The sequence below is a fragment of the Nocardioides cavernae genome, assembly GCF_013410035.1.
GTDB classification, from domain to species: domain Bacteria; phylum Actinomycetota; class Actinomycetes; order Propionibacteriales; family Nocardioidaceae; genus Nocardioides; species Nocardioides cavernae_A.
In genome coordinates, this window is record NZ_JACCBW010000001.1 from 282,140 (window position 1) to 307,838 (window position 25,699).

A 25,699-nucleotide genomic window follows, 5' to 3' on the forward strand; every position below is an offset into this window, starting at 1 on the left:
TGGCCGGGTGGATGCTCACCGGACCTCCGACCCCGTCCTGCTGACCCTCCATGCGGTCCGGGTCCTGGGCTTCGCGAGCTCCGGTGCCGTCGCAGCGCGTTCGGGACTGGCCACGGCGGACGTGGAGGAGCGACTCGAGGACCTGCGTGCGCGCGGTTGGACCACCCGCAGCGAGTTCGCCGGGACCGGCGGCTGGTCGCTCACCGACGCCGGTCGCGCGGAGGACGAGCGGCTGCTCGCCGACGAGCTCCACGAGCGCGGGGCACGCGACGTCGTGGCCGACGTGAACGAACGGTTCGGACCGCTGAACGCCCGCTTCCTGGCAGCCGTGACGAAGTGGCAACTGCGCCCCGTCGGGGGCAACGCCTTCGCGCCCAACGACCACACCGACTTCCGGTGGGACGACCGGGTGACCGCCTCGTTGCAGTCAGCCGGGCGGCAGCTCGGCACGCTGGAGGGTGAGCTCGCAGCCGTCCTCCCACGCTTCGCGGGCTACGCCGGGAGGTACGACGCCGCGATGGGGCGGGTGCTCGCCGGGCAGCACCGATGGGTGGACGGCGTCGGCATCGACTCGTGCCACATCGTGTGGATCCAGGTCCACGAGGACCTGCTCGCCACCCTGGGCCTCGAGCGCGGCACCATCGGCTGACGCCAGCGCCGCACCCACGCCGTACGACGTCAGGCGTGCAGCGTGTTCTGCGGGCGGGCGTGCTCGGCGAGCATCGCGATGCCGCGCTGCAGGCCGCCGAGGATGCTGCCGCCGGCGAACTCCGAGGACATCGCCAGCACGGCCAGCTCGACCTCGGCGTCGGTGAGGTGCCGGCGCACCTCACCGCCCGTCACGACCTCGATCACCCGGCGGCGCGGGTCGACCAGGAGCAGCACGCTGCGGGCCGGCGCCACGAGGCGGTTGTGCAGGCGCGTCGCCCACGCGCGGGTGTCGTCGCCCTCGACGGGGCCGACGTAGACGGAGAACTCGAAGCGGGAGGACTGCTCGGCGACGCGGATCGTCTTGTCGAGCGCCAGCCGGTCGGCCTCGCTCAGCGGGTCACCAGCGGCCACTGGCGCCACCCGCTCGGGAGTCCTCGCCGTCGGGGGCGGGGAGCTCGGCGATGCCCTGGCGGGGTCCGCCGATCCACTGGCCCTCGCCACCGGAGTGGTCGGGCAGCAGCTTCTCGCCGCGGACCATGGCCGGGAGGTAGACCGCGACGGCGATCAGCACGAAGAGCAGCAGCGGTGCACCGAGGAAGAGGCCGAGCGCGTGCAGCGCGTCCAGGCCGGTGTGGGTGGTCTGGCCGCCCCACCCCTCGGGGACGTCGGCGTGCGCCGGCCCGGCCAGCAGCGCCGCCGCGGGCGCACTGGTCAGGAGCAGGGTGCGAAGACCCCGGCGGGACGAGCGGGGACGGCTGGCGTGCGTGCTCACGGGTACAAGGCTATCTGCATACTGGCGGGCATGCCTCACCCCCTCACCACCCCGATCATCTCTGTGACCGAGGTCTCCGGGAGCGAGACCGTCCCCTTCGACACTCCCCTCACCACCTGCACCGACGGGGTGCTCTGCACCTGGGTCCGCGACGCGACCGGCAACGAGGGCCTCGCCAACGCGACCGACTGGATCGTCGGCAAGCCCTCGGCGCTCGTGGGACTGATCCTCATCGGGCTCCTGGTCCGGTGGGTGCTCCACCGGGTCGTCGACCGCGTCGTCAGGCGCGCCGAGACCGGGGTGCTGCCCGACCGGCTCAGCCGCCGGATCACCGGCGGCCGCGTCGGCGCCGCCATGGGCCTGCAGGAGGACCCGGGCTACACCCGCAGGGTGCAGCGCGCGGCGACGATGGGCACGCTGCTCAAGAGCATCATCAGCGGTGTCGTCATGACGGTGATCGCGCTGATGTTCATCTCCGAGCTCGGCTACGACATCGCCCCCCTGATCGCGAGCGCCGGCATCATCGGCGTGGCGCTCGGCTTCGGCTCGCAGACGCTGGTGAAGGACTTCCTGTCGGGGATCTTCATGATCTTCGAGGACCAGTACGGCGTGGGTGACGTCGTCGACGTCGGGGAGGCCTCCGGCACCGTCGAGGCCGTCAGCCTGCGCGTCACCCGGCTCCGCGACGTCAACGGCACCGTCTGGTACGTCCGCAACGGCGAGATCCTGCGGGTGGGCAACATGAGCCAGAACTGGGCGCGCACCGTCATCGACGTCACCGTCGGCTACACCGAGGACCTCGTGAAGGTCCGCCGCGTCCTGCAGGAGGTCGCCCACGACCTGTGGGACGACGAGGACTTCCGCGGCCTGATCATCGAGGAGCCCGAGGTCTGGGGCGTGGAGTCGATGGGCGTCGACGGCGTCGTGGTCCGCGTGACCCTCAAGACCGCCCCGATGGAGCAGTGGGGCATCGCCCGGGCGATGCGGGAGCGGGTCAAGGCGCGCTTCGAGCACGAGGGGATCAACCTCGCCGTGGCCCAGCGGGTGCAGTGGCAGGAGAGCGCACCGTCCGCCGCGTCCGCCGAGCCGGCCGCGGACGCCTGACCGGCCCGGCGTGACCCCGGCCGGGGTCGCGCTGGCCCGGCGCGGGAGGATGTCACCGTGACGACCACGTTCTACGACGAGATCGGCGGCGAGGCGACGATCCGCACGATCGTCCACCGCTTCTACGCCGGCGTGGCCGAGGACGAGCTCCTGCGCCCGATGTACCCCGAGGAGGACCTCGGGCCCGCGGAGGAGCGCTTCGCGTTGTTCCTCGTGCAGTACTGGGGCGGGCCGACGACGTACTCCGACAGCCGCGGCCACCCGCGGCTGCGGATGCGCCACGCGCCGTTCAAGGTCACGCCCGACGCCGCGCAGCGCTGGCTCGTGCACTTCCGCGCCGGGCTCGACGAGGCCGGACTGACCGAGGAGCAGGACCAGCGCTTCTGGGACTACGTCACCCACGCCGCCCAGTTCATGGTCAACTCGATGGAATGAGCGCCCGCAGCTCGTCGGGGACCGGCACGGGGCGCCCGGTGGCGCTGTCCATGCACACCCCGACGACGCGGGCGCGGGCGAGCACCTCGCCGCCGGCGCGCTCGTCGCGCACGACCGACTCGAAGACCACCGACGTGCTCCCAACCCGGGAGATCCAGGTCCGGCAGTCGTAGGGCTCGGGCCGGAACAGGATCGGGCGCTTGTAGTCGACGTCGGTCTGGGCGACGACGAGGTGACGGCCCTCGCCCAGGTCGCCGCCGACCGCGACCAGCATCCGGATGCGTGCCTCCTGGAAGTACTCGAAGTACTTCACGTTGTTGACGTGCCCGTAGACGTCGACGTCGCTGAAGCGGACGTGCACGTCGTACTGGCCGCCGGGTGCCTCGAGGACCGCGGTCGCGGCGGGAGGGCGTACGGGCTCGTCGGGCTCGAGCAGCCGCGACAGGGACTCGCGCTCGCTGTCGTGGAGCCGGCGCGGACGCTCGGTGGCGAAGACGTAGGGCGTGAGGACGGTGCGGGCCCTCAGGTAGACGGTGCGCTCCCCCGCGGCGTCCTCGTCGAAGACCTCGTAGGCCATGGTGAAGCTGGCCGCGCGGATCTCGGTGACCCAGCACTCGATCGAGACGGGGTCGACGCCCAGCTCCAGCGAGCTGACGTAGGTGACCTCGTGCCGCACCACCACGACGCCCTCCGCGAGGTCCTCGGACCTGCTGTCGGGAGCATGGGTGCGGAACATGTCGACCCGCGCCTCCTGGAGGTAGTCGACGTAGGTGACGTTGTTGACGTGGCCGAGCAGGTCGAGGTCGGCCCACCTCAGCGGGCAGCGGTACAGATGGCGCACGCCACGATGCTCGCAGATCGGTGACGCCGGCAGGGCAGCGCGCGCCCGGGGTGGATCAGGAGGTGACGAAGTGCAGGCGCCCGTAGTACGCGGGGATGGACTCGCGGCGGGCCAGGCGCTCGATCCGGGTGGTGCGCAGCGCCGCGGGGAGGGCGATCGCGACGAGGGCCAGCGAGGCCAGGGCGGCGAGGCCGACGACGGCGAGGAGGAAGACGAGGACCGGGGTGGGGTCGAGGAGCTGCATGGTCGAACCTTTCTACAGATGTAGTTTCTACGTATGTAGAAGACTACTCTTCTACGCCTGTAGGGCAAGTCGGCCCTCGCGTGACCTCGATCACCGACGGAGGGAGGGCCGTGAGCCCCCGCAACGACGACCTCTCCCCGCGTCGCCGCGAGATCCTCACCGCGGCCACGACGGTGCTCGCCCAGCAGGGGAACCGCGGCCTGACGCACCGCGCCGTCGATCGCGCGGCCGGCATCCCGGAGGGGAGCTCGTCGGCGTACTTCCGCACCCGCGACGCCCTCCTCGGTGCGCTGGGCGACTTCGTCGCGGCGCGGCTCGCCCTCGACGTGGAGGCGCTGGGCAGCCGGCTCACCTCGTGCCCGGGTGACCACGAGCGCGCGGTCGCCGAGGTGTCGCGCCTGTTCTCGCGGTGGCTGGAGCAGCCCGACCTGCTCGCCGCGCGGCTCGAGCTCACGGTCGCCGCCACCCGCGACCCCGGCCTGGCCGACCGCTTCACCCGGTGGCGTGACGACCTCGTGGGCATGGTCCGCGGGGTGCTCGTCGAGGCGGGCAAGGACGGCGAGGGCTCCGCCGAGACGCTCGTGGCGGCACTCGACGGGGTGCTCCTCGCCTCGCTCCTGCAGCCGCCCCGGCGACGCCGTACGTTCGTGGCCGAGAGCGTCGAGCTGCTGCTCGCCGGCATCGGCGCCGACCCCCCGGTCTCCTGATCCGGCCCGGCGCTAGGGTGCCGGGAGACAGCCTGACCGACGAGTAACCGGAGTTCTCCATGCCCGAGGCAGTGATCGTTTCCGCAGCGCGTACCCCGATCGGGCGTGCCAACAAGGGCTCGCTCAAGGACTTCCGTCCCGACGACCTCACCGCGCTCGCCGTGCAGGCCGCCCTCGACAAGATCCCCGGCCTCGACCCGCACACGATCGAGGACCTGCTCCTCGGCTGCGGCCTGCCCGGGGGCGAGTCGGGCAACAACATGGCCCGCGTGGTGACCACCCTGCTCGGCCTCGAGGTGCCCGGCGCGACCGTCACCCGCTACTGCTCCTCGTCGGTGCAGACCACCCGGATGGCCTTCCACGCGATCAAGGCCGGCGAGGGCGACATCTTCGTCTCGGCGGGCGTCGAGACCGTCTCCCGGTTCGCCAAGGGCACCTCCGACCACATCCCCGACACGCGCAACCCGCTGTTCGCCGACGCGGGCGCCCGCACCGACGAGATGGCCAAGGGCGGCCAGGACTGGCACGACCCGCGCGAGGACGGCCTGCTGCCCGACATCTACATCGCGATGGGCCAGACCGCGGAGAACGTCGCCCGGCTGCGCGGCCTCGACCGCACGGAGCTCGACGAGTTCGCCGTGCGGTCGCAGAACCTGGCCGAGAAGGCCATCGCCGACGGCTTCTGGGCGCGCGAGATCACGCCCGTCACCACCCCCGACGGCACGGTCGTCACCGCTGACGACGGCCCGCGCGCCGGCGTGACGTACGACGCCATCGCGGGCCTCGACCCCGTCTTCCGCCCCGACGGCGTGGTCACCGCCGGCAACTGCTGCGCCCTCAACGACGGCGCCGCCGCGGTCGTGGTCATGTCCGACACCAAGGCCTCCGAGCTCGGGCTGACCCCGCTGGCCCGCATCGTCTCCACGGGCGTCTCCGGGCTCTCGCCCGAGATCATGGGCCTCGGCCCGGTCGAGGCCACGCGCAACGCGCTGAAGCACGCCGGGATGACCATCGACGACATCGACCTCGTCGAGATCAACGAGGCCTTCGCCGCGCAGGTCGTCCCGTCCTACCAGGACCTCGGCATCGACCTCGACCGCCTCAACGTCAACGGCGGTGCCATCGCCGTCGGGCACCCCTTCGGCATGACGGGCGCCCGACTGCAGAACACCATGCTCAACAGCCTCGACTGGCACGACAAGACCACCGGCCTGATCACGATGTGCGTCGGCGGGGGCCAGGGCATGGCCATGATCCTGGAGCGCACCGCCTGACGGGTTCCGGCGTCCATCCGCACTAGGCTGCCGCCATGACCACGACGGGTGAGCCGCGCTGGCTCGACGACGACCAGCAGCGCTCGTGGCGCGCCCTGATGATGGGCATGACCCTGCTGGAGGAACGCCTCGACGACGACCTGCGGCGTGAGTTCTCCATGTCGCTGACCGAGTACGAGGTGCTCGTCCGGCTCTCCGAGCGTCCCGGGCGCGCGATGCGGATGGCACAGCTCGCCGACGCCATGGCGCACTCCCGCAGCCGCGTGACCCACACGATCGCCCGCATGGAGGCGGTCGGCTACGTCACCCGCGGCACGACGCCGGAGGACGGGCGCGGCGTCGTGGCGACGATGACCGAGAAGGGCTACGACCTCCTCGTACGCGCCGCCCCGTGCCACGTCGAGAGCGTGCGGCGCAACATCGTCGACCTCGTTCCGGCCGAGGACTTCGCCGCCCTCGGGCGGGTCTTCGACCGGGTCGCCGACCACCTCGTCACCCGGCACCCGGAGTCGGAGATCCGGCAGTAACGGCCCCTGGAGTCACCGGATGTCCGGTGACTCCCCTGCTCGGCACCCCAGATCCCGGGTGCGAAGCACGGAACTCGGGTGCACGGCTCGCGGCCTCGCTCGACCTGGCCGGGACCCTGCCGCCCGCGGGTTCCTCGCGGGCGGCTGCACGTCACGTCAGTCGCGGGTCAGGCGGCGGTGCGTGACGCGGTGCGGGCGGGCGGCCTCGATGCCCAGGCGCTCGACCTTGTTCTCCTCGTACGCCGCGTAGTTGCCCTCGAACCAGAACCACTTCGCGGGGTCCGTGTCGTCGCCCTCCCACGCCAGGATGTGGGTCGCGACGCGGTCGAGGAACCACCGGTCGTGGGACGTGACCACGGCACAACCCGGGAAGTCGAGCAGCGCGTCCTCGAGCGAGGAGAGGGTCTCGACGTCCAGATCGTTGGTGGGCTCGTCGAGGAGCAGCATGTTGCCACCCATCTTGAGCGTCAGCGCCAGGTTCAGCCGGTTGCGCTCACCGCCGGAGAGGACGCCGGCCTTCTTCTGCTGGTCGGGGCCCTTGAAGCCGAAGGAGGCGACGTAGGCGCGCGAGTTCATCTCGAAGTTGGCGACCTTGATGAAGTCGAGCCCGTCGGAGACGACCTCCCACACGTTCTTGTTGGGGTCGATGCCGCCGCGGCTCTGGTCGACGTAGGAGATCTTGACCGTCTGGCCGACCTTGAGGTCGCCCTCGTCGGGCTCCTCCTGGCCGGTGATCATCCGGAAGAGCGTGGTCTTGCCGACGCCGTTGGGGCCGATGACGCCGACGATGCCGGCGCGCGGCAGCTTGAAGGACACGTCGTGCATCAGCGTGCGCCCCTCGAAGCCCTTGCCGAGGTCGTCGGCCTCCAGCACCACGTCACCGAGGCGCGGACCGGCCGGGATGTTGATCTCGGAGGTGTCGATCTTGCGCATCCGGTCGGCCTCGGCCGCCATCTCCTCGTAGCGCGCGAGACGCGACTTGCTCTTGGTCTGGCGGGCCTTGGCGTTGGAGCGGACCCACTCGAGCTCGCGCTCGAGGACCTTGGCGCGCTTGGCGTCCTTCTGGCCCTCGATCTTGAGGCGCTCCTTCTTGGTCTCGAGGTAGGTCGTGTAGTTGCCCTCGTAGGGGTGCGCCTTGCCGCGGTCGAGCTCGAGGATCCACTGCGCGACGTTGTCGAGGAAGTAGCGGTCGTGGGTGACGGCGAGGACGGCGCCGGGGTAGGACGCGAGGTGGCCCTCGAGCCACTGCACGGACTCGGCGTCGAGGTGGTTGGTCGGCTCGTCGAGGAGCAGCAGGTCGGGCTGCTGCAGCAGCAGCTTGCAGAGCGCCACGCGGCGTCGCTCGCCACCCGAGAGGTTGTCGACCAGCACGTCCGGCGGCGGGCACCGCAGCGCGTCCATGGCCTGGTCGAGACGGCTGTCGAGGTCCCAGGCGTTCGCGTTGTCGAGCTCGGTCTGGAGGTCGCCGGTCTCCTGCATCAGGGCGTCCTGGTCGGCGTCGGGCTCGCCCATCTCCATGTAGGCGTCCTCGAGGCGCTTCATCTTCGCCTTGAGGTCGCCGACGGCCTCCTCGACGTTCTCGAGCACCGTCTTGCCCTCGCTCAGCGGCGGCTCCTGCTGGAGCATCCCGACGGTCGCCTCGGGGTCGAGGATCGCGTCGCCGTTGTTGGCGTGGTCGAGCTGCGCCATGATCTTGAGGAGCGAGGACTTGCCCGTGCCGTTGGGTCCGACGACGCCGATCTTGGCTCCGTGGAGGAACGAGAGGGTGACGTTGTCGAGGACGACCTTGTCACCGTGGGCCTTGCGCACGTTGCGCAGCGTGAAGACGTACTCAGCCATGCGGGCGAGCCTACGGGGAAGCCGGCCGAGGCGGACAATCGCACCCGGGCCGTCCTAGGCCGCCTGCGGCTCGGCGGTCTGCGGCGCCTGCGCGACGGGCTCGACGGAGGCCTCGGCGACCGGCTCGGCGACCGGCTCGGCGACCTGCTCGTGGACCGGCCTCGCGAAGCTGGTCGTGCCGTGGGTCAGGTCGTGCCCGACGGAGGTCGCGACGACCTCGAAGGACGTCTGCGGCCTGCCGTCACGCTCCCACAGGTCGGCCACGAGGCGACCGTGCACGACCACCGGGTCGCCGCTGCGCACCGACGCCGCGACGTGGCGGCCGAGCCGGTTCCACGCCTTGACGGTGTGCCACGAGGTGGTGCCCTTGACCCACTCCCCGCCGCGCAGGTGGGTCGGCGTGCAGGCGACCCGGAACGTCGCGACGGCGCGCCCCTCCGCGACCTCGCGGAGCGTGACGTCTCCGCCGACCCATCCGGTCAGCGTGATCTGGGTGTCGTACATCGGTGTCTCCTCGGGTCCGGCGGCGGTGGGTCCGCCGCGATGACCCAAGGCTCCGCAGCCGGACCGACACCCGTCGCGGGACCCGCGCCGATGCTGTGGAGAACGACCTGGGACAGCGTCCTGTGGACGCTCTGCGGCCAGGAACGGTCGCGACGCGTCCCTGCACGACGGGCGGCGGGCGACGGGCGACGGGGTCAGCGCAGCGCGGTGGTGAGGCCGTCGCGGACCGCGGCGTACGACGCGAGCTCGGCCTGGATCGGCGCGACGACGAGCTCGCCGGAGACCTCGGAGATCGCGTCGCGCAGCCTCCTGTCGGCGGCGCGGGCACGCTTGCGTGCGGTCGCCGCGACCAGCCACCGGCAGACGAGGGCCAGGAGCAGCCCCAGCAGGATCCCCCCGACCAGCAGCAGGGTCGGCAGCGCGAAACCGCCGACCTCCGGCGTGGGCGGCTCGGGCAGGCGGGCGTACGAGCCGACGGCCAGCAGCGCCAGCCAGCCGGCCCCGACGAGGGCGGAGAGGATGAGGACGTACTGCAGGACGCGGACCGCACCGGCCCAGGCGGGGATGCGCGCGGCGCCGAGGTCGGTGTCGGCGACCGCACGGTCGAGCCGGTCGCCGAGGTCGGGGAGCCGCGAGACGGAGGCCGCGCGCACGGCGGACGCCCACGAGGGGGCCATCCCCTCTCCGACCTGGTCGGCGAGCGCACGCACCTCGGTGTCGACCCGGGCACGTTGGACGCCCGTGGCCTTCGGGACCGACGTCCGTGCGGTGCCGGTGAGCTGCTTGCCCGCGGCGCCGAGGTCGAGGTGCAGCCGCTTCAGCGGGTCGGGCTTCAGCCGGGAGAACCAGGCGGTGACCGGCCAGCCGGTCGCGCGGTTGGCGCGCATCCGGGTCGAGTCGCTGACGGCCTTCACGACGGTCGGCACACCCGCGGCGTCGGCGAACGCGTCGTCGAGGGCGGCGACCCGCTCCTTCGACAGCGTCGGGACCTTGCCGCTCCCGACGGCCTCCTCGAGGCGCTGCGCAGCCGTGCGCACGTCGGCCTCGAGCCGGGACCGGGTCGACTTCTTCTCCGCGACCCGGGCGGCGATCATCCCGCGCAGCTCGTCCACGCCCCAGCCGTGGCGGGCGCTGACGGGGACCACGGGCACACCGGCGAGGCCGTCGGCGTCGAGCAGCCGGCGGACGTCCTCGACCATGCTCACCCGCCGGTCCTCGGGGACCGTGTCGATGTGGTTGAGCACGACGAGCATGACGTCGCGGTGGCCCGCGAGCGGCTTGAGGAAGCGGTCGTGGATCGCGGCGTCGGCGTACTTCTGGGGGTCGAGGACCCACACGAGCATGTCGGCGAGCTGGACGAGCCGCTCGACCTCGAGGTGGTGGGAGACCTCGGTGGAGTCGTGGTCGGGCAGGTCGAGCAGCACGACGCCGCGCAGCTCGACGTCCTCGTCGGCCTTGGACAGCATCGAGTCGCGGGTGACCTGGTGGCGGGCCGGGATGCCGAGCCACTCCAGCAGCTCCTCCGCGCCCTGCTTGCCCCACACGCACGCGGTCGCCCACGACGTGGTGGGACGGCGTACGCCGACCGCGGCGAGCTCGATCCCGCTCAGCGCGTTGAAGGTGGAGGACTTCCCCGAGCCGGTCGCACCGGCGAGGGCCACGACCGTGTGGTCCGCGGACAGCTTGAGCCGGCTCGACGCGCGCGCCGCGACGGCGGCGGCCTCGTCGACCACGGCGTCGTCGACGCGTCCGCGCGCGCCCTCGGCGGCACGTTCGAGGCCGTCGACGCGGGCACCGACGTCAGAGCTCCTGGTGACCAGCTTCTTGGCCCCTTCGAGCAACGACGTCATGACTCCCTCACGGTCCCGGTTGGCTCCACCTGCGCCACCAGCCTAGGGGGCGGAGTCGCCATCCTCCGACACCCGGGCCTCCTCCGGATGCGCCTGGGTCGCGGCGTAGCGCAGGTCGTCGACCTTGCGGGCCGCCGCACGCAGCCGCTCCGGCGCCTCGGGCGAGATCTCGAGGCTGTCGAGCAGGTCGGTGTAGCGGCGTCGCTCGGCGTCGAGGAGGTCGCTCATCGAGGCCTCGAGCTGGCGGCGTGCGCGCTCGGCGAGGGAGCGTACGGCCTGGTCGCCGAAGACGGCCTCGAGGAGCTTCTGCCCGAGGACCGCCGAGCCTCCGGCGATCCCCGCCTCCGCGCCCACGAGCATGCCGCCGGTGTGGGCGAAGACGACGACCATCAGCGCCACCGCCAGGCCGTTGACCCCGAACGCGAGGAAGCGTGCGGTCGAGCGCTTGTCGGCCCCCTCGGAGCGGACCATCTCCAGCACGTCGGACTGCCAGTCGCGCACGGCCCGCTCGGCGCGGCGACGGAAGTCCCGCGACGCGCGACCGAGGTCCTCCCCCGCGTCGCGCAGCAGGACCTGGCCCGCGGCGGTGCTGCGCCACGACGCCTCGGCGCGCTCGGCGGCGGCCTCGGCGTGCTCCAGGATCAGGGTCTCGAGCCCGGACTCGACGGCGACGGTCACGCGCTCGGCCTGCTGCGGCTTGCCCTTCACGGCGTTGACGACGCGGTCGCGGATCCACCCGACGCGGGTCTCCAGGGTGCGCAGCAGCTCGCCGGTGCCGACGAACTCCTGCCACCGGGCGAGCACCTCGCCGCGCAGGAGGGTGCCGTCGGCGGACGCCTCGCCGACCGCGGTCACGGCGCGGTCGTAGGCGTCGTTGGCGTCCTCACGGAGCCGGCGCACGGCGTCGACCTGCTCGGTCGCGGCGTCCGCGACGGTGTGCGTACGCCGGCCGAGGGTGCGGATGGCGCCGTCCAGGGTCTGCTGGACGACCGCGCTGCGGGCCTCCTGGTCCTGCGCGAGCGCGCTGAGCCACTGGCGGATCTCGATGATCGACGAGGCGGGCAGCAGCCCCATGTCGGAGACCTCACCCTCCTCGACGACGAAGAGCGGCGAGTCCTTGAGGCCGCGGCTCGCGAGCATCCGGGCCAGGTGGGTGGAGATCGTGTCGACGGCCTCGGGCGGCGTGCGGTCCAGCACGATCGCGACGGCCGCCGACCGCTCCGCGGCCTTGCGGAGGAAGTCCCACGGCACCTGGTCGGCGTACCGGGCCGCGGAGGTCACGAAGAGCCACAGGTCGGCGGCGGCGAGCAGCTGCGCGGCGAGGAGCCGGTTCTGCTCCTCGACCGAGTCGATGTCGGGCGCGTCGAGGACGGCGAGGCCGGGCTCCATCACCGGGGACGGCACCAGCTGGAGGGCGGCGGGGTCGTTGGTCTGGCGGTCGACCCGTTCGAGCTCGGGCAGCAGGCGGTCCTGGCCGAACCACTGCGCGTCGGCCGGGTTGTGCACCAGCACGGGCGACCGGGTGGTGGGCCTCAGCACGCCCGGGATCGTCACGCGGGTGCCGACGAGCGAGTTGACGAGCGTCGACTTGCCGGCGCCGGTCGACCCGCCGACGACCGCGAGCAGCGGTGCGTCCAGGGTCATCAGCCGCGGGATGACGTAGTCCTCGAGCTGGTCGACCATCTCGGCGCGGGCCGTTCGCTGGTCGTCGGCGCCGGGGAGCTCGAGCGGCAGCCGTGCCTCCTGCAGCGCTCCGCGCAGGCGTACGAGGGCGGTCACCATCGCGGTCGTGGTGTCACCCGCACGCCGCCCGGCCGCCGCCGGCGCCCCCTGGTCGTCGGTCACGGCGGGCTCGTCGTGGTCGTTCATCGCGTGGGCACCACCTGTCCGGGGAAGGAGATGTAGGGGCGGATCCGGCGGAGCTCCTCGACGTGCTCCTGGCCGCGCACCGAGAAGTCGCTCGGCGCGGTGCCGCGGAGGTAGCGGTGGTGGAGGTAGCCCAGCTCGATCGCGGCCGCCTGGTAGGCGCGCATCCCGCGCTCGGCCTGGGTGCCGCCCTGCTGGCGGGCCCACCGGCGTGCGTGCCTCCGCGCGCGGAGGTCGATGAGCCACGGGATGTCGGTGGCCGGCAGCAGCCCGCGGTCGGCGGCGTCCTGCAGGGCCTGGGTGAGCAGCGGGCGCTCGGAGCGGCGGCGGTAGACGGCGAACGCGACGACCCCGACGAAGGCGGGGAACATCAGCGTGCCGTAGACGACGAAGAAGTGACCCGTGCCGGACAGCGTCGAGGAGTTCCACAGGCCGTGCAGGAACGCCGCGACCGCGAAGCCGGCGAGGGGAGCGAGGACCCGCACCCAGAGGTGCCGCGACGCGATCGCCAGGCCGACGCCGATGCCGATGAAGGCCGTGAAGAACGGGTGGGCGAAGGGGCTGATGAGGCACCGCAGGATGAAGGTGCCGGTCAGTGCGGTGGTGCCACCGGGGCCGAGCCCGTCGGTGCCGTCGTAGGCAGCAGCGAGGTAGAGGATGTTCTCGGTGTAGGCGAAGCCGATGCCGACCATCCCGGCGTACACGATGCCGTCGAGCACGCCGTCGAGCTCGTGGCGCCGCCACCACAGGAGCAGCATGAGGAACGCGCCCTTGGTCGCCTCCTCCGTCAGGGGGGCGACGACGGCGAGGCTGTCGCGCTCGCTCGCCCCGCCGGCGACGCCGATGCCCTGGAACACCAGGGCGGCCGCGGTCGCGACGAACGCGCCCCACAGCAGACCGGCGACCAGCAGGTTGCGCGGCTCCGGCTCGTAGCGGTCGAGCCACATGAAGCAGCCGACGAGCGGGCCCACCGGAACGGCGGCCAGCAGGGCCGCGAGCGCGAGGGAGCCGGGCGCACCGGACAGCGCGACGACGAGGGCCATCGCCAGGGCGCCGAGGAGGACCAGGATGCCCACCACGACGGTGAAGGCGACACTGTCGCGACGTCCCCGGTGCATGGTCCGACCCTAACGGAGCAGCGACGAGCGTCACTGCTCCGCCGCACCCCCTCGGAGGGGCGCCGAGGGCCTCGGTCGCGCCCGCACGCGCGTCGTACAGTGGCGGCGTGAGCGAGCCCACTGCCGAGAACCCTGCTGAGAACGTCACCGAGAGCACCGCCGGGACCGCTGGACCTGCCGCGTCCGACGAGCCGAGGACCGAGTCGCACGACCCGGCCGTGCCCGCGGCGTACGCCGCCTTCATGCGCACCGGCTGGGGAGACCGTGAGCTCGACGTGCCGCGCCACCCGGTCGCCGACCTCGCCGCGGCCCGCCGCTCCACGCTGGCCGCGGCCTTCCCCGACGACCGTCTCGTCCTGCCGGCCGGCACCTACAAGGTGCGCGCCAACGACACCGACTACCGGTTCCGGCCCGACACCGCCCACACCTACTTCTCCGGCAACCAGACCTCCGACGCGGTGCTGGTGATCGAGGACGGGGAGTCGGTCCTGTACGCCCGCCCGCGGTCCGAGCGCGACACCGACGAGTTCTTCCGCGACCGCCAGTACGGCGAGCTGTGGGCGGGCCGCCGCCCGTCGGCGCAGGAGATCTCCGACTCCCTCGGCATCGAGGTGCGCCACGTCAAGGACCTGCCGTCGTTCGACGACGACCGCAAGACCCGCGACCTGACCACCGACGAGGACCTCGCCCGCGTCGCCGACGAGCTGCGCCTGGTCAAGGACGCGTGGGAGATCGGCGAGCTGCAGGAGGCGTGCGACGTCACCGCGCTCGGGTTCGAGGACTCGGTGCGCGACTGGGACCGCGTGCTCGAGTTCGGCGAGCGCTGGATCGAGGGCACGTTCTTCAGGCGTGCCCGTGCGATGGGCAACGACATCGGCTACGACTCGATCTGCGCCGGGGGCTCGCACGCCACGACGCTGCACTGGATCGACAACACCGGCCGGATCGAGCCGGGCAAGCTGGTCCTGCTGGACATGGGCGTGGAGGGCCACAACCTCTACACCGCCGACGTGACCCGCACCCTGCCGGTCGACGGGCGGTTCACGCCGGTCCAGCGCGACCTCTACGACCTGGTCCTGAAGGCGCAGCAGGCCGGCATCGACGCCGTACGCCCCGGGGTGCCGTTCCTCGCGGCCCACCACGCGGCGATGGAGGTCCTCGCCCACGGCCTCGACGACATGGGCCTGCTGCCCGTGTCGGCGCAGGAGGCCCTCGACCCGGAATCCAAGGTCTACGCCCGCTGGACCCTGCACGGCACCTCGCACATGCTCGGCATGGACGTCCACGACTGCGGCCGCGCGTCCGCCGACATCTATCCCAAGGGCGAGCTCGCCGAGGGCATGGTGCTCACCGTCGAGCCGGGTCTCTACTTCCAGGAGGACGACCTGCTCGTCCCCGAGGAGCTGCGCGGCATCGGCATCCGGATCGAGGACGACATCCTCGTCACCGCCGACGGCAACCGGAACCTCTCCGCCTCGCTCCCCCGCACGTCGAGCGACGTCGAGGAGTGGATGGGCCGGCTGCGCTGAGGTGGAGTGCCACCACTACGACGCGCAACGCTGCCGCTCCTGCACCCTGCTGGAGGTCCCCCGGGCCCGCCAGCTCTCCGACAAGGAGGCGCACGCGCGGTCGCTGGTCGACTCGCCGGTGTGGTTGCCGACGGTCGCCGGCGCCGAGGCCGGGTTCCGCAACAAGGCCAAGATGGTCGTCGGCGGGACCGTCGGGTCACCGACGCTCGGCATCCTCGACCGTGAGCTCGCCGGGGTCGACCTGCGCGACTGCGGGCTGCACTCCTCCGGGGTCACGGCGGCGCTCGACCGGATCGGCGCGTGGGTCGGCGACGCCGGCCTGGTGCCGTACGACGTCGCGACCCGTCGCGGTGAGCTCAAGCACGTCCTGCTGACCGAGTCGCCGGACGGCGAGCTCATGCTCCGCCTCGTGATGCGGTCGACGGCGCTCGAGGCGCGCGTACGCTCGCGGCTGTCGTCACTGCGCGACGCGGTGCCCGGCCTGCGGGTCGTGACGATCAACGTCCAGCCCGAGCACAAGGCGGTCCTCGAGGGCGAGCGCGAGGTCGTGCTCACCCCGGAGGCGACGATGCCGATGAGGCTCGCGACCGGTGTGACGCTCCGGCTCGGTCCGCGCTCGTTCTTCCAGACCAACACCCCGATCGCCGAGGCGTTGTACGACCAGGCGCGCGCGTGGGTCGACGTGCTGCCGGGCGTGCGGACGGTCTGGGACCTCTACTGCGGCGTGGGCGGCTTCGCGCTGCACCTCGCCGGTGCGGGCCGCGAGGTCGTGGGGGTCGAGGTGTCCGACGAGGCGATCCGCTCCGCAGCCTCCTCGGAGGTCGCCGGCGCCACCTTCGTGGCGGAGGACGCGACCGCATGGGCGCTGCGCCAGGAGTCCGCGCCCGACCTGGTCGTCGTCAACCCGCCCCGGCGCGGGATCGGCGCCGACCTCGCCGGCTGGCTCGAGTCGTCGGGCGTGCCGCACGTCGTCTACTCGTCGTGCAACGCCGAGTCCCTGGCCCGCGACCTGGCGACGATGCCGTCCCTGCGACCCGTCGAGGCCCGCGTGCTGGACATGTTCCCGCACACCAGCCACTACGAGGTGCTGGTGCTGCTGTCGCGGTGAGGTCAGCCGCGACGGACCTTGGGGCTGCGCCCCACGCTCTTCATGCTCACGCCTCCACGGAAGGCGTCGTCGACGAAGCCGGCGACGTTGACCGAGCCGTCGGGCAGCGGGGTGAACGTCGTGCGGCTGACACCGGCTGCGACCTGCACCCACTCCGGGGATCCGAGGCAGGCCGTGGGCGCCGAGGCCGTCACGGTGTCGGCCACCCGTCGTAGCGGGCCCGCACGGTGCGGCACGGCTTCGTCCCGGAACCGGAGGTGACCGTGACCTCGTCGGCGAAGACGGCCGAGGTCCCGCGACCGGGGTAGAGCTCGGCGGAGACCTCCCCGCCGAACGAGGCGACCGAGAGGTCGTAACGGCCCTTCGCCGTGAGGATGCGGAAGTCGACCGAGGTCTCCTGGGGGGCGACGAGGTCGCGGAGCTGCACGGTCACGGTGAGCCGCTTCCTCGCGTGGTCGATGGTGGTCCGCACGACGTCCGACCCGGTCTCCGCGGGTGCGTCCAGGAGGAAGGGACCCTCCGTCGGCTGGCCCTCGACCAGCTCGCCGAAGACGGCGCCCATGTTGATGGCCCTCGCGTCCCCGACGACGTCCTCGACCGTGAGGCTGGCGGCGTGGGCGGAGGCCGGGACGATCGCGGCTGCGGGCAGGAGGACGGCGAGGATCCGCGTGGCGAGTCGAGTCACGGAGCGAGCAGTAGGCCACGGCCTCCCACCTGTGACCCGAACCACGGAATCCCCCGGACGAGCCGCGGGTTGTGCCGGACGTGCGTGCCCCGACGACCGTCCCCACGTCCGTGGGTGAGCTGCTGACGCAGCGTCGTGCCGTGGACCTCGCGCGTACCCAGAGCGCGCTGTGTCGCCTCTCCCGTGCCGTCGCCTGACCACGTCTGCCTCCACGCAGGCGCCACCACTGCGTCCACCCCGCCGGCACCCCGCGACCGCGGGGCGGCGTCGCGAAAGGTTATCTTTTCAGTATGAATACTTTTATTCAGGAGCGACAGCGGCCCACCCGCCGCTTCACGCTCCCCTCGTTCGGCGTCCAGGTCCTGATCGGCCTGGTCCTCGGTGTCGTCCTCGGACTCGTCGCCCGCAGCATGGGTGCGGACGGCGTGGACGCCGCGAGCGGCGAGGTCGACCCCAACTGGCTCACCGAGACGCTGTCGACGATCGGCGGCACCTTCGTGACGCTGCTGCGCGCGGTGGTGCCTCCGCTGGTGTTCCTCGCGATCGTCGCCTCGATCGCCAACCTGCGCGACGTGACCGGTGCGGCGCGGCTGGCGTGGAAGACCCTCATGTGGTTCGCGATCACGGCCCTCGTCGCGGTCGTCATCGGCATCGTGCTCGGCCTGGTGCTCCAGCCCGGCGACCACACCAGCGTCTCGTCGGACGCGGCGTCGGCGCCGGGCACGACGGGCTCGTGGCTCGACTTCCTCACCGGGCTCGTGCCCGCGAACGTCCTCGGCCTCGAGGGCTACGACAACGGCGACGGCTCCGTGGGCTTCTCGTTCAACGTGCTGCAGATCCTGGTCGTCTCGATCGCCGTGGGGATCGCGACGCTGAAGGTCGGCGAGGCCGCCGAGCCGTTCCTCGCCTTCGTGCGGTCCGCGCTCGCTGTCGTGCAGAAGGTCCTGTGGTGGATCATCCTGCTCGCCCCGATCGCCACGATCGGGCTGCTCGGCAACGCCGTCGCCAGCTATGGCTGGGACGCCCTCGGCTCGCTGGGCATGTTCACCGTCGCCATCTACGTCGGCCTCGCCCTCGTGATCGCCGTCGTCTACCCGACGATCCTGCGCCTCAACGGCCTCTCCGTGCGGCAGTTCTTCACCGGTGCGTGGCCGGCGATCTCGCTGGCCTTCGTGTCCCGGTCCTCGATCGGCACCATGCCGCTCACCGAGTCGGTGACCGAGCGCAACCTCGGCGTGCCCCGGGCGTACTCCTCCTTCGCGGTGCCGCTCGGCGCGACCACCAAGATGGACGGCTGCGCATCGATCTACCCCGCGATCTCGGCGATCTTCGTCGCGCAGTTCTTCGGGCTCGACCTGTCGGTCACGGACTACCTGCTGATCGCGTTCGTCTCGGTGATCGGCTCCGCCGCGACCGCCGGCGTGACCGGCGCGACAGTGATGCTCACGCTGACCCTGTCGACCCTGGGCCTGCCCCTGGAGGGCGTCGGGCTGCTCCTGGCCATCGACCCGATCCTCGACATGGGCCGTACGGCGGTCAACGTCACCGGCCAGGCGCTGGTCCCGACCATCGTGGCCAAGCGCGAGGGCATCCTCGACCAGGACGTGTACGACGCCCCGCGCGGAGGTCGCAACGCTTGGCGGGAGTCGGACGCGGACGTCGCAGGACAGCCGGCGACGGCCTCCGCCTGAGACATTGGACGAAGGTTCACCCTGGGGTCCTGCGGTCTGGACCTCAGGGCGAACCTGCATCGAACGTGCCCGACTTCGCCCGAAGCCACGGCGAAATCTGATCGTCCGCGTGGTGCACGGCCGGCGTCGGCGGAGCACCATCGGTGTCGATCCACGGGGAACTGGGGTACGAGGGCGGCTCGCGGGGGCGGGCCGCCCTCGTCGTGCGTCGTGGCACGCGAGTGGTGGCGCCCCCGGCAGGATTCGAACCCGCGGCCCAGTCATTAGAAGTGACTCGCTCTGTCCAGCTGAGCTACGGGGGCTCAGTCATCCACAAGTCAATCACGTGCCGCGCCCGGACGTGCACGCTCCACCTAGTGTTCACGGATGGCCGCGCACCACACCAAGGACAAGGGTGACCTGGGCACGGCCAAGGCGCACGCCGACCTCGTCGGACGAGGGTTCATGGTGCTGTTCCCCGCCACGGAGCACGCCGAGTTCGACCTCGTCGCGTATCGCGACGGGACCTTCCACCGGATCCAGGTGAAGTACCGATCGGCCCGGCACGGGACGGTGTCCGTCAGGTTCCGGTCGGTGTGGGCGGACCGTCACGGCACGCACACGAAGCCGTCGGACAAGGCCGAGGTCGACGTCGTGTGCGTCTACTGCCCGGAGACGGACGAGTGCTACTACCTCCGCCCCACCGACCACCGCGAGGCAGTCACCCTGCGCGTGACGCCCAGCCGCAACGGGCAGGCGCGCGGAGTCCGGTACGCGTCGGGCTTCCGCACGTTCCCCGCCCCGCCCGGCTGAGCGCGGAGGGGCGACACGCCCCGCGACCTCCCCGACCGGAGGAGCCGACCACGTCAGGATGTTCTCAGGCCCCGCCACGTATGAGGTTGCGGGGCCGTTCCACGTCTCGGGGCCGGTTCATGGGCCCTCCAGCGTCGTCGCGGTCCCCGGTGTTACGGCTCGGACCGGATGGGCGCGAACTTCCCTCCGCGGGGGTGGGAGGGCGCGGGAACCGTTCATGCCGGTCCACCGGGCGGGTACGGAGCCGCTCGACCGTCCCCCCACCGGATCGAGGCCCGATGTCCAACGACCTGTCCATGACCGTGTTCTCCGTGCTCGGCGTGCTCGGCGGCATCGCCGTGCTGCTCTACGTGATGACGGTGCTCGACCCGACGACGGTCCGCCGCGGCAAGGCGTCGCACCGGGCCACCCGCAAGTAGCCCAGGGCCTCAGCCTGCGGCGTACGCGTCGATCTCCCCGCGGATCCGCGCCTTCACGTCGTCCGGCGCGAACGACGCGTCCACGGCGACCCGGGCCAGGTCCGCGACGCCCTGCTCGTCGAGCTCGAGGAGGCCGGCCGCCACCTCGTAGTCGTGGTTGAGCGAGGTCGCGAACATCGGCGGGTCGTCGGAGTTGATGGTGACGGTGACCCCCGCGTCGACGAACGTGCGCAGCGGGTGGTCCTCGATGCGGTCGACCGCGCGCGTGGCGATGTTGGAGGTCGGGCACACCTCGAGCACGACGCCGGTGTCCGCGAGATGCGCGAGCAGCTCGGGGTCCCGGGCCGCCGAGACGCCGTGGCCGATGCGCTCCGCACCGAGCAACCGCAGCGACTCCCACACGGTCTCCGGCCCCGTGGTCTCCCCGGCGTGGGGCACCGACCGCAGCCCGGCAGCACGGGCGGCGTCGAAGTGCGGTCGGAACTGGGCGCGCGGCACCCCGATCTCGGGGCCACCGAGGCCGAAGCCGACGAGGGCGTCGGTGCGGTGCCGGAGGGCGTACTCCACCGTGGCGTCGGCGGCCGGGATGCCGGACTCCCCCGGGATGTCGTAGATCCAGCGCAGCACCAGGCCGAAGTCCCGCTCGGCGGCCACGCGCGCGTCCTCGATCGCCTCGGTGTAGTCCTGGATCGCGATGCCACGCACCACGGAGGTGTACGGCGTGCAGGTCAGCTCGGCGTACCGCAGGTTCTGCCCCTCGGCCATCTCGCGTGCGACCTCGTAGGTCAGCAGCCGGACGTCCTCGGGCGTGCGGACGAGGTCGACGACCGCCAGGTAGACGTCGATGAAGTGGGCGAAGTCGCGGAAGGTGAAGAACTCCCGCAGTGACTCGGGGTGCGCGGGCACGCCGGCGTCGGGGTGGCGCGCCGCGAGCTCGGAGACGATCCGCGGCGACGCCGACCCGACGTGGTGCACGTGCAGCTCGGCCTTCGGGAGGCCCGTGATGAAGTCCTGGAGGCTCACGCCCCGGAGTCTGTCAGTTGCCCGAGTCCGACCACGACTGGACGAGCGTCGGGAACTGCGAGACGTCGACGACCTCTCCGTCGACCAGCACGGTGGGCGTGGAGTCCACGTCGGCGTCACCGGCCGCGTCACCGGCCGCGTCGACCCAGCCCTCGAACGCCATGTCCTCGATGCCCGGCCGCACGGCGTCCTCGTCGGCGCCCGCCTCGACCGCCAGCGCGACGAGCTCGTCGTCGTCGAGGTACGGACCCCTCTCGGCGGGCTGGTTGTCGTAGAGCAGGTCGTGGTAGGCCTTCGCGACCTCCGGCCCGGACTCGTCGAGGACCACGGCGAACGCGTTGGCCGCCCGGGGCGAGTAGTCGCTGATGCGCGAGAGGAAGGGCAGCGGGCGGTACTCGACCGACGTCTCGCCCGCCTCGACCGCGGCGTCGAGCTGGTCGCCGACGGTCTGCTCGAGCTGACCGCAGAACGGGCAGAGGAAGTCCTCGTAGATGACGACGGACCTGGGGGCATCGGCGTCGCCGGTGACCAGGCCGAAGTCCTCGCTGGCCCCGGCCGGAGGGGTGTCGGGCTTGTCCGAGCCGAGGCTCGTGACGAAGAAGTAGCCGCCGACGAGAACCACCAGGACCGCTGCGACCACCCCGAACCGGGTCAGCTGCTGGCGGCGCTTCGCGGCCTTGCGGCGCTCCTCGGCGACGGCCTTCGCCCGCTCGTTGCGCGCCTGGCGCTGCTCCCGCCTGGCCTGCGCGGCGGCCTTGTCCTCGGGGGTCCGGTTCTTCTTCTGCGCCATCGAGCTTCCTTCGTCCGTCCTGTGCTGAGGATCCGTGGTGACACCCGAAGGTTATGAGGTGAGCCTGAGTCGACCCTGAGAGCGGCCCACGTCGTGGTCGGTGACGGTCGGTAGGGTGGCTCGTCGTGAGCGACAGACTGGTGTGGATCGACTGTGAGATGACGGGCCTCGACCTCGGGGCGGACGCGCTGATCGAGGTCGCCGCCCTGGTCACGGACTTCGAGCTCAACGTCCTCGGTGAGGGCGTCGACGTCATCATCAAGCCGTCGCAGGAGTCGCTGGACCAGATGGTCGAGTTCGTCCGGTCGATGCACGAGAAGTCCGGCCTGCTCGACGAGCTCGCGTCCGGCACGACCCTCGCCGACGCCGAGGAGCAGGTGCTCGCCTACATCAAGGAGCACTGCCCCGACGGCAGCCGACCCCCGCTCGCGGGCAACACGGTGGCCACCGACCGGTCGTTCCTCGCTCGCGACATGCGGGCGCTCGAGTCCTTCCTGCACTACCGCATCGTCGACGTCTCCTCCATCAAGGAGCTCTCCCGCAGGTGGTACCCGCGGGCCTACTTCGCGGCGCCGACCAAGCGGGGCAACCACCGTGCGCTCGCCGACATCCAGGAGAGCATCGAGGAGCTGCGCTACTACCGCGAGGCCGTCTTCGTGCCCCAGCCCGGGCCGGACAGCGCGCGGGCGCGCGAGATCGCGTCGCGTCACGGTGGGCAGCTGACCGGTCTCGGCCCGGACTCCGGGGGCGATTCCAGCCCCACGGCCTGAGTGCCCTACACTTCTCGACGTCCTTCGCGTTCGCGCGGAGCTCGATGGTGGGTATAGCTCAGCTGGTAGAGCGCCGCCTTGTGGTGGCGGATGTCGCGGGTTCAAGTCCCGTTACTCACCCCAACGAGATCGAGGCCCCGGCTCCCGAGCCGGGGCCTCGGCCGTTACCGGAGCACCTCCGGCAGCCGTACGCCTCGCCCGCGCGCCGACGTACGCACCGGCGAGCGCCAGCGCCGCCGCGACCGCGACGGCCGGGCCGCTGCCGTACGAGGAGCGCAGCACGTCGAGGCCCGCGGAACCGACCGCCTGGCCCACCGCGAGCGCCACGAAGAGCACCGCGGTGCCCGAGCCGCCCGCATCCGGCGAGACCGCGCGTGCCCACAGGATCAGCACGCCCGACAGGCACATGTAGCCACCGCCGAAGAGTGCCATCGCGACGTACGCCGGCCACGACGCCGCGAGCACGATCGCGAGCGCGAGGAAGGCGTGCGCGACGACGGCGACGCCGACGAAGAGGGCCCACGCGCCGCGCAGGCCGAGGCGCTGGACCGCCACCCCCGTCACGGGCCCGAGGAGGCCACCCAGCCCGAGGGCGATCCACAGCCAGCCCACCCGCTCCTCGGGGACCCCGCCGTCCGAGACGGCGACCAGGGGCCCGAAGCTCCAGACGAGGGCCGAGCCTGCGCCCACCACGGCGGCGGCGGTCGCCGGGACGCGCAACCCGCCCGACCACCAGCCCGGGGTGCCCCGCTGCCCGCTCCGCTCCGCGCCACGTGCCGGTCGGCCGACGAGCACGAGCAGGAGGACCGCCGACCCGGCACAGATGGCCGCCATCGCCCCCCACGCGGTCGCGACGCCCACGGTGGCGAAGGCGACCACCCCCGCGCCCGCCACCCCGGCGGCCGTGCCCGAGTTGACCAGGGAGTGCGCGGTCTCGCGTGCGCGCTCCGTCACCAGCTCGTCGACGAGCCGGACGAGGGCCGGGGAGGCGAGACCCGCGCCCGTACCACCGACGAAGACCGCACCGACGAAGGTCGCAGGCTCCGTGGCGACGGCGACCCCGAGGGAACCACACGTCGCGGCGACGCCCGCGACGGCGAGGGTGGTCCGCGGCGCGTGGTCGCCCCAGCGGGCGGCGAGCACGGCGGCGAGGGCGTACGAGACGAACTGTGCCGAGGCCGCCGTGCCGACGACGTCCCCGAGGGCCGGGCGCTGCTCCACCAGCCGCGGCGCGAGAAGGCCGACGCCGAACCGTGCCATCCCGTAGGTCGAGGCGATGACCAGCATCCCGGCCAGCGCGACCGCCCAGCCCGAGGCGGAGCGCTGCGCATCGGGCGACGTCGGGACCATAACGATCGTTATAGCAGAACGGTCGTTATAGTCGTGTCGTGCCCACCACCACCCGCGACCGGGTCCTCGACGCCGCCGAGTCGCTGTTCTTCAGCCGCGGCATCGCGGTCACCGGGGTCGACCGGGTGGCGGACGCCGCCGGCGTCGCGATCGCGACGCTCTACAAGCAGGCCGGCAGCAAGGACGGTCTGCTCGCTGCCGTCCTCGAGCGACGGCTGGCCGACTGGACGGCCCACTGGGACGCCGCGCTGGCCGCCGCTGCGACCGACGAGGACCGGCTGCTCGCGCTGTTCGACGCCCTGGTCAGCTATCGCGCACAGGCCCGGCCCACGCAGTGGTGCTGCTTCCTCGCGACCGCGTCCGAGCGTCCGCGGCAGCCGGGTGCCGACGTCGTCCAGGACCTGCTGGACCGCGACACCGCCCTGCTCACCCGACGCCTGCGCGAGCTCGCCGAGCCCCTCTCCGACGACCCGGACGAGCTCGCGGCCCAGCTGCTCGTGGTCTACGACGGGGCGCTCGCGAGCCTGCTCCGGCAGGCGCCGGACGACGCGCTCGTGCGGGCGCGACGCGTCGCCGCGGCCGTGGTGGGCGCCGTGCGCCGTCCGTGATGCCCCGCCTCACGCCCGCGGTGCCGGCAGCCGGATCCTGAGTCGTCGTCCCGTGATCGGGTTGGCCGCGGCCACCTCGTCCATCGCGTCGATGATGTTGCGCAGGTTGATGATGAGCGCGCCGTAGACCGGCCACTCCGCCGACCGCTCGGTGCGTCGCATGTCCTCGCTCAGCGCCACCAGACGCCCCCGCGCGCCGACGAGGCCCTCCGGGTCGGCCTCGACGGCGGCGCGGCCGACGTCGGCGAGCACGGAGATCCAGGGGTCGGCGAACGCCTCCCCCCAGGTCTCGCGGTGGGCGCTCTGGCCACCGAGGGTGCGCGCCAGGCTGCGGGTCTCCGCGACGGCTTGCTCGAGGCGGCGCAGGAGCTCGTGCCACTGGCGCGGGTCGCGCATGCTGCGCGCCGAGCGCCGCGGGTTCATCCGCGCGCTCTCCTGCGCCTGGCGCACGAGCGCCCACGCCTGGTCGAGGTCCTGGTCGAGGTCGCGGGTGCGGTCGATCCACCCGGTGACGTCCTCGTCCTGGCAGCCGTCGCCCAGCCCTCCGGCGATGTCGACGAGCAGCATGCCGATCCCGTCGTCGACGGCGTCCAGCGCCTTGGCCGCCGTGTGCCGGCGCAGCGGCGGCCACACCATCACGTTGACGAGCAGACCCACGACGACACCGATCGCGGTGTCGTAGAGCCGCGAGAGCAGCATGACGTCGTCGTCGAAGCCCGTGGTCAGCACGACCAGCCCGGTGGTGGCGATGGTCGTCGCCTCGGCGCCGAGCCAGGGCACGGACCCGAGCACGAGCGCCACGACCAGGAGCAGGGTGATGGCCCACGTGCTGAGGCCGAACGCCTCACCGACCAGCGTCGCCAGGAGGACCGCCACCACGGTCGCCGCGACCTGCTGGGCTCCCTTGGAGAACGTGCGGTAGACGGTCGCGTGCACGACGAGCAGCGCCGCCCACGGCGCCAGGAACGGCTGCGGCAGGTCCAGCACGCTCGCGGCGATCACCCACGCCGCCACCGCGGCGAGGACGGTCTTGGCCAGCTGCAGGACGTCGTTCCACCAGATCGGGTCACTGATCCGGTCGTCGATCCGTTCCCTCAGCCCCCGGCTCGATCCCTCCCCCATCACGCCTCCTCACTCCCCCGCCGAACGACACTACGGGCGCCCCGCGACACGCGCTCACCCGTGGGGATGTGCTCGCCTGC

General features: G+C 72.3%; 28 protein-coding genes and 2 tRNA genes. 14 read left to right on the forward strand and 16 right to left on the reverse strand.

Annotated elements, in window-relative coordinates; all coding sequences use genetic code 11:
• Nucleotides 1-7: 7 nt before the first annotated feature.
• A complete protein-coding gene (locus F4692_RS01295) occupies nt 8-649 on the forward strand; it encodes a transcriptional regulator (RefSeq protein ID WP_179617843.1) in 642 nt (213 codons plus the stop codon).
• 29 nt (nt 650-678) lie between these two features.
• Here F4692_RS01295 and F4692_RS01300 read toward each other — a convergent pair whose 3' ends face one another.
• On the reverse strand, nt 679-1,062 hold the full coding sequence (locus F4692_RS01300) for a DUF5130 family protein (RefSeq protein ID WP_179617844.1): 384 nt from the start codon (nt 1,060-1,062) through the stop codon (nt 679-681).
• Nucleotides 1,049-1,423 (reverse strand): hypothetical protein, encoded by a 375-nt coding sequence (locus F4692_RS01305; RefSeq protein WP_179617845.1) that lies wholly within the window; start codon nt 1,421-1,423, stop codon nt 1,049-1,051. The genes F4692_RS01300 and F4692_RS01305 overlap by 14 nt, the downstream gene beginning before the upstream one ends.
• A gap of 30 nt (nt 1,424-1,453) precedes the next feature.
• Here F4692_RS01305 and F4692_RS01310 point away from each other — a divergent pair, with 30 nt between their 5' ends.
• Nucleotides 1,454-2,527, forward strand: coding sequence for a mechanosensitive ion channel family protein (locus F4692_RS01310; RefSeq protein ID WP_179617846.1), 1,074 nt, complete (start codon nt 1,454-1,456; stop codon nt 2,525-2,527).
• Nucleotides 2,528-2,584: 57 nt separating this feature from the next.
• Nucleotides 2,585-2,962: a globin gene (locus tag F4692_RS01315; RefSeq protein WP_179617847.1), complete on the forward strand. Its 378-nt coding sequence runs from the start codon at nt 2,585-2,587 to the stop codon at nt 2,960-2,962.
• On the opposite strand, the gene F4692_RS01320 is transcribed toward F4692_RS01315, so the two are convergent.
• Entirely contained in the window at nt 2,946-3,803 is an 858-nt protein-coding gene (locus F4692_RS01320) for an acyl-CoA thioesterase (protein ID WP_179617848.1), read from the reverse strand. The two genes, F4692_RS01315 and F4692_RS01320, sit on opposite strands and share 17 nt — an antisense overlap.
• Nucleotides 3,804-3,858: 55 nt before the next feature.
• Nucleotides 3,859-4,047, reverse strand: coding sequence for a hypothetical protein (locus tag F4692_RS01325; RefSeq protein WP_179617849.1), 189 nt, complete (start codon nt 4,045-4,047; stop codon nt 3,859-3,861).
• Nucleotides 4,048-4,157: 110 nt separating this feature from the next.
• Here F4692_RS01325 and F4692_RS21680 point away from each other — a divergent pair, with 110 nt between their 5' ends.
• Genes F4692_RS21680 through F4692_RS01340 form a run of 3 tightly spaced genes read left to right on the forward strand, consistent with a single transcriptional unit; the run spans nt 4,158 to nt 6,555 of the window.
• Nucleotides 4,158-4,754 (forward strand): TetR/AcrR family transcriptional regulator, encoded by a 597-nt coding sequence (locus tag F4692_RS21680; protein ID WP_179617850.1) that lies wholly within the window; start codon nt 4,158-4,160, stop codon nt 4,752-4,754.
• Nucleotides 4,755-4,813: 59 nt separating this feature from the next.
• A complete protein-coding gene (locus F4692_RS01335; RefSeq protein WP_179617851.1) occupies nt 4,814-6,028 on the forward strand; it encodes an acetyl-CoA C-acetyltransferase in 1,215 nt (404 codons plus the stop codon).
• 35 nt (nt 6,029-6,063) lie between these two features.
• Nucleotides 6,064-6,555 (forward strand): MarR family winged helix-turn-helix transcriptional regulator, encoded by a 492-nt coding sequence (locus F4692_RS01340; RefSeq protein ID WP_179617852.1) that lies wholly within the window; start codon nt 6,064-6,066, stop codon nt 6,553-6,555.
• A 156-nt stretch (nt 6,556-6,711) separates the two neighbouring features.
• Here the strand turns inward: F4692_RS01340 and ettA are convergent, their stop codons facing one another.
• The 5 genes from ettA to F4692_RS01365 form a co-directional block, all read right to left on the reverse strand.
• Nucleotides 6,712-8,394, reverse strand: coding sequence for an energy-dependent translational throttle protein EttA (ettA, locus tag F4692_RS01345; protein ID WP_179617853.1), 1,683 nt, complete (start codon nt 8,392-8,394; stop codon nt 6,712-6,714).
• 54 nt (nt 8,395-8,448) lie between these two features.
• The gene (locus F4692_RS01350) at nt 8,449-8,898 is read right to left on the reverse strand and encodes a single-stranded DNA-binding protein (protein ID WP_179617854.1); all 450 of its coding nucleotides are present in this window, start codon (nt 8,896-8,898) and stop codon (nt 8,449-8,451) included.
• 194 nt (nt 8,899-9,092) lie between these two features.
• On the reverse strand, nt 9,093-10,748 hold the full coding sequence (locus F4692_RS01355; protein WP_179617855.1) for a YfjP family GTPase: 1,656 nt from the start codon (nt 10,746-10,748) through the stop codon (nt 9,093-9,095).
• 42 nt (nt 10,749-10,790) lie between these two features.
• A complete protein-coding gene (locus tag F4692_RS01360) occupies nt 10,791-12,593 on the reverse strand; it encodes a dynamin family protein (protein WP_308645102.1) in 1,803 nt (600 codons plus the stop codon).
• 20 nt (nt 12,594-12,613) lie between these two features.
• The gene (locus F4692_RS01365; protein ID WP_179617856.1) at nt 12,614-13,732 is read right to left on the reverse strand and encodes a PrsW family intramembrane metalloprotease; all 1,119 of its coding nucleotides are present in this window, start codon (nt 13,730-13,732) and stop codon (nt 12,614-12,616) included.
• A gap of 107 nt (nt 13,733-13,839) precedes the next feature.
• Here F4692_RS01365 and F4692_RS01370 point away from each other — a divergent pair, with 107 nt between their 5' ends.
• Both F4692_RS01370 and rlmC read left to right on the forward strand, forming a co-directional pair.
• Entirely contained in the window at nt 13,840-15,261 is a 1,422-nt protein-coding gene (locus F4692_RS01370; RefSeq protein ID WP_308645103.1) for an aminopeptidase P family protein, read from the forward strand.
• A gap of 1 nt (nt 15,262) precedes the next feature.
• On the forward strand, nt 15,263-16,369 hold the full coding sequence (gene rlmC, locus F4692_RS01375) for a 23S rRNA (uracil(747)-C(5))-methyltransferase RlmC (RefSeq protein ID WP_179617857.1): 1,107 nt from the start codon (nt 15,263-15,265) through the stop codon (nt 16,367-16,369).
• Between the two features lie 2 nt (nt 16,370-16,371).
• On the opposite strand, the gene F4692_RS01380 is transcribed toward rlmC, so the two are convergent.
• Together F4692_RS01380 and F4692_RS01385 are read right to left on the reverse strand one after the other, a co-directional pair.
• Complete coding sequence (locus F4692_RS01380; protein WP_179617858.1) at nt 16,372-16,575, reverse strand: hypothetical protein; 204 nt, start codon at nt 16,573-16,575, stop codon at nt 16,372-16,374.
• Nucleotides 16,560-17,054 carry a hypothetical protein gene (locus F4692_RS01385; protein ID WP_179617859.1) on the reverse strand — a complete coding sequence of 165 codons (495 nt, stop codon included), beginning with the start codon at nt 17,052-17,054 and terminating at the stop codon, nt 16,560-16,562. Before F4692_RS01385 ends, F4692_RS01380 begins: the two co-directional genes overlap by 16 nt.
• A 290-nt stretch (nt 17,055-17,344) precedes the next feature.
• Between F4692_RS01385 and F4692_RS01390 the strand changes: the two genes are divergently transcribed.
• Nucleotides 17,345-18,745, forward strand: a complete 1,401-nt coding sequence (locus F4692_RS01390) for a dicarboxylate/amino acid:cation symporter (RefSeq protein ID WP_179617860.1) — start codon at nt 17,345-17,347, stop codon at nt 18,743-18,745.
• Between the two features lie 225 nt (nt 18,746-18,970).
• On the opposite strand, the gene F4692_RS01395 is transcribed toward F4692_RS01390, so the two are convergent.
• Nucleotides 18,971-19,047: transfer RNA gene (locus F4692_RS01395), tRNA-Arg, on the reverse strand.
• A gap of 64 nt (nt 19,048-19,111) precedes the next feature.
• Here F4692_RS01395 and F4692_RS01400 point away from each other — a divergent pair.
• Entirely contained in the window at nt 19,112-19,537 is a 426-nt protein-coding gene (locus F4692_RS01400; RefSeq protein WP_179617861.1) for a group I intron-associated PD-(D/E)XK endonuclease, read from the forward strand.
• Between the two features lie 296 nt (nt 19,538-19,833).
• On the forward strand, nt 19,834-19,956 hold the full coding sequence (locus F4692_RS20810) for a hypothetical protein (protein WP_257029424.1): 123 nt from the start codon (nt 19,834-19,836) through the stop codon (nt 19,954-19,956).
• A gap of 9 nt (nt 19,957-19,965) precedes the next feature.
• Here the strand turns inward: F4692_RS20810 and F4692_RS01405 are convergent, their stop codons facing one another.
• Together F4692_RS01405 and F4692_RS01410 are read right to left on the reverse strand one after the other, a co-directional pair.
• Nucleotides 19,966-20,979 carry an adenosine deaminase gene (locus tag F4692_RS01405; protein WP_179617862.1) on the reverse strand — a complete coding sequence of 338 codons (1,014 nt, stop codon included), beginning with the start codon at nt 20,977-20,979 and terminating at the stop codon, nt 19,966-19,968.
• Between the two features lie 13 nt (nt 20,980-20,992).
• Nucleotides 20,993-21,769, reverse strand: a complete 777-nt coding sequence (locus tag F4692_RS01410; protein WP_179617863.1) for a DsbA family protein — start codon at nt 21,767-21,769, stop codon at nt 20,993-20,995.
• A gap of 125 nt (nt 21,770-21,894) precedes the next feature.
• On the opposite strand from F4692_RS01410, the gene orn reads away from it, so the two are divergent.
• Nucleotides 21,895-22,539 (forward strand): oligoribonuclease, encoded by a 645-nt coding sequence (orn, locus tag F4692_RS01415; protein WP_179617864.1) that lies wholly within the window; start codon nt 21,895-21,897, stop codon nt 22,537-22,539.
• 47 nt (nt 22,540-22,586) lie between these two features.
• Nucleotides 22,587-22,662, forward strand: a tRNA-His gene (locus tag F4692_RS01420).
• On the opposite strand, the gene F4692_RS01425 is transcribed toward F4692_RS01420, so the two are convergent.
• Nucleotides 22,651-23,889 carry an MFS transporter gene (locus F4692_RS01425; RefSeq protein ID WP_179617865.1) on the reverse strand — a complete coding sequence of 413 codons (1,239 nt, stop codon included), beginning with the start codon at nt 23,887-23,889 and terminating at the stop codon, nt 22,651-22,653. The two genes, F4692_RS01420 and F4692_RS01425, sit on opposite strands and share 12 nt — an antisense overlap.
• 38 nt (nt 23,890-23,927) lie before the next feature.
• Here F4692_RS01425 and F4692_RS01430 point away from each other — a divergent pair, with 38 nt between their 5' ends.
• A complete protein-coding gene (locus F4692_RS01430) occupies nt 23,928-24,497 on the forward strand; it encodes a TetR/AcrR family transcriptional regulator (protein ID WP_179617866.1) in 570 nt (189 codons plus the stop codon).
• A gap of 9 nt (nt 24,498-24,506) precedes the next feature.
• Here F4692_RS01430 and F4692_RS01435 read toward each other — a convergent pair whose 3' ends face one another.
• Nucleotides 24,507-25,619, reverse strand: a complete 1,113-nt coding sequence (locus F4692_RS01435) for an FUSC family protein (protein ID WP_179617867.1) — start codon at nt 25,617-25,619, stop codon at nt 24,507-24,509.
• Between the last annotated feature and the right edge of the window lie 80 nt (nt 25,620-25,699).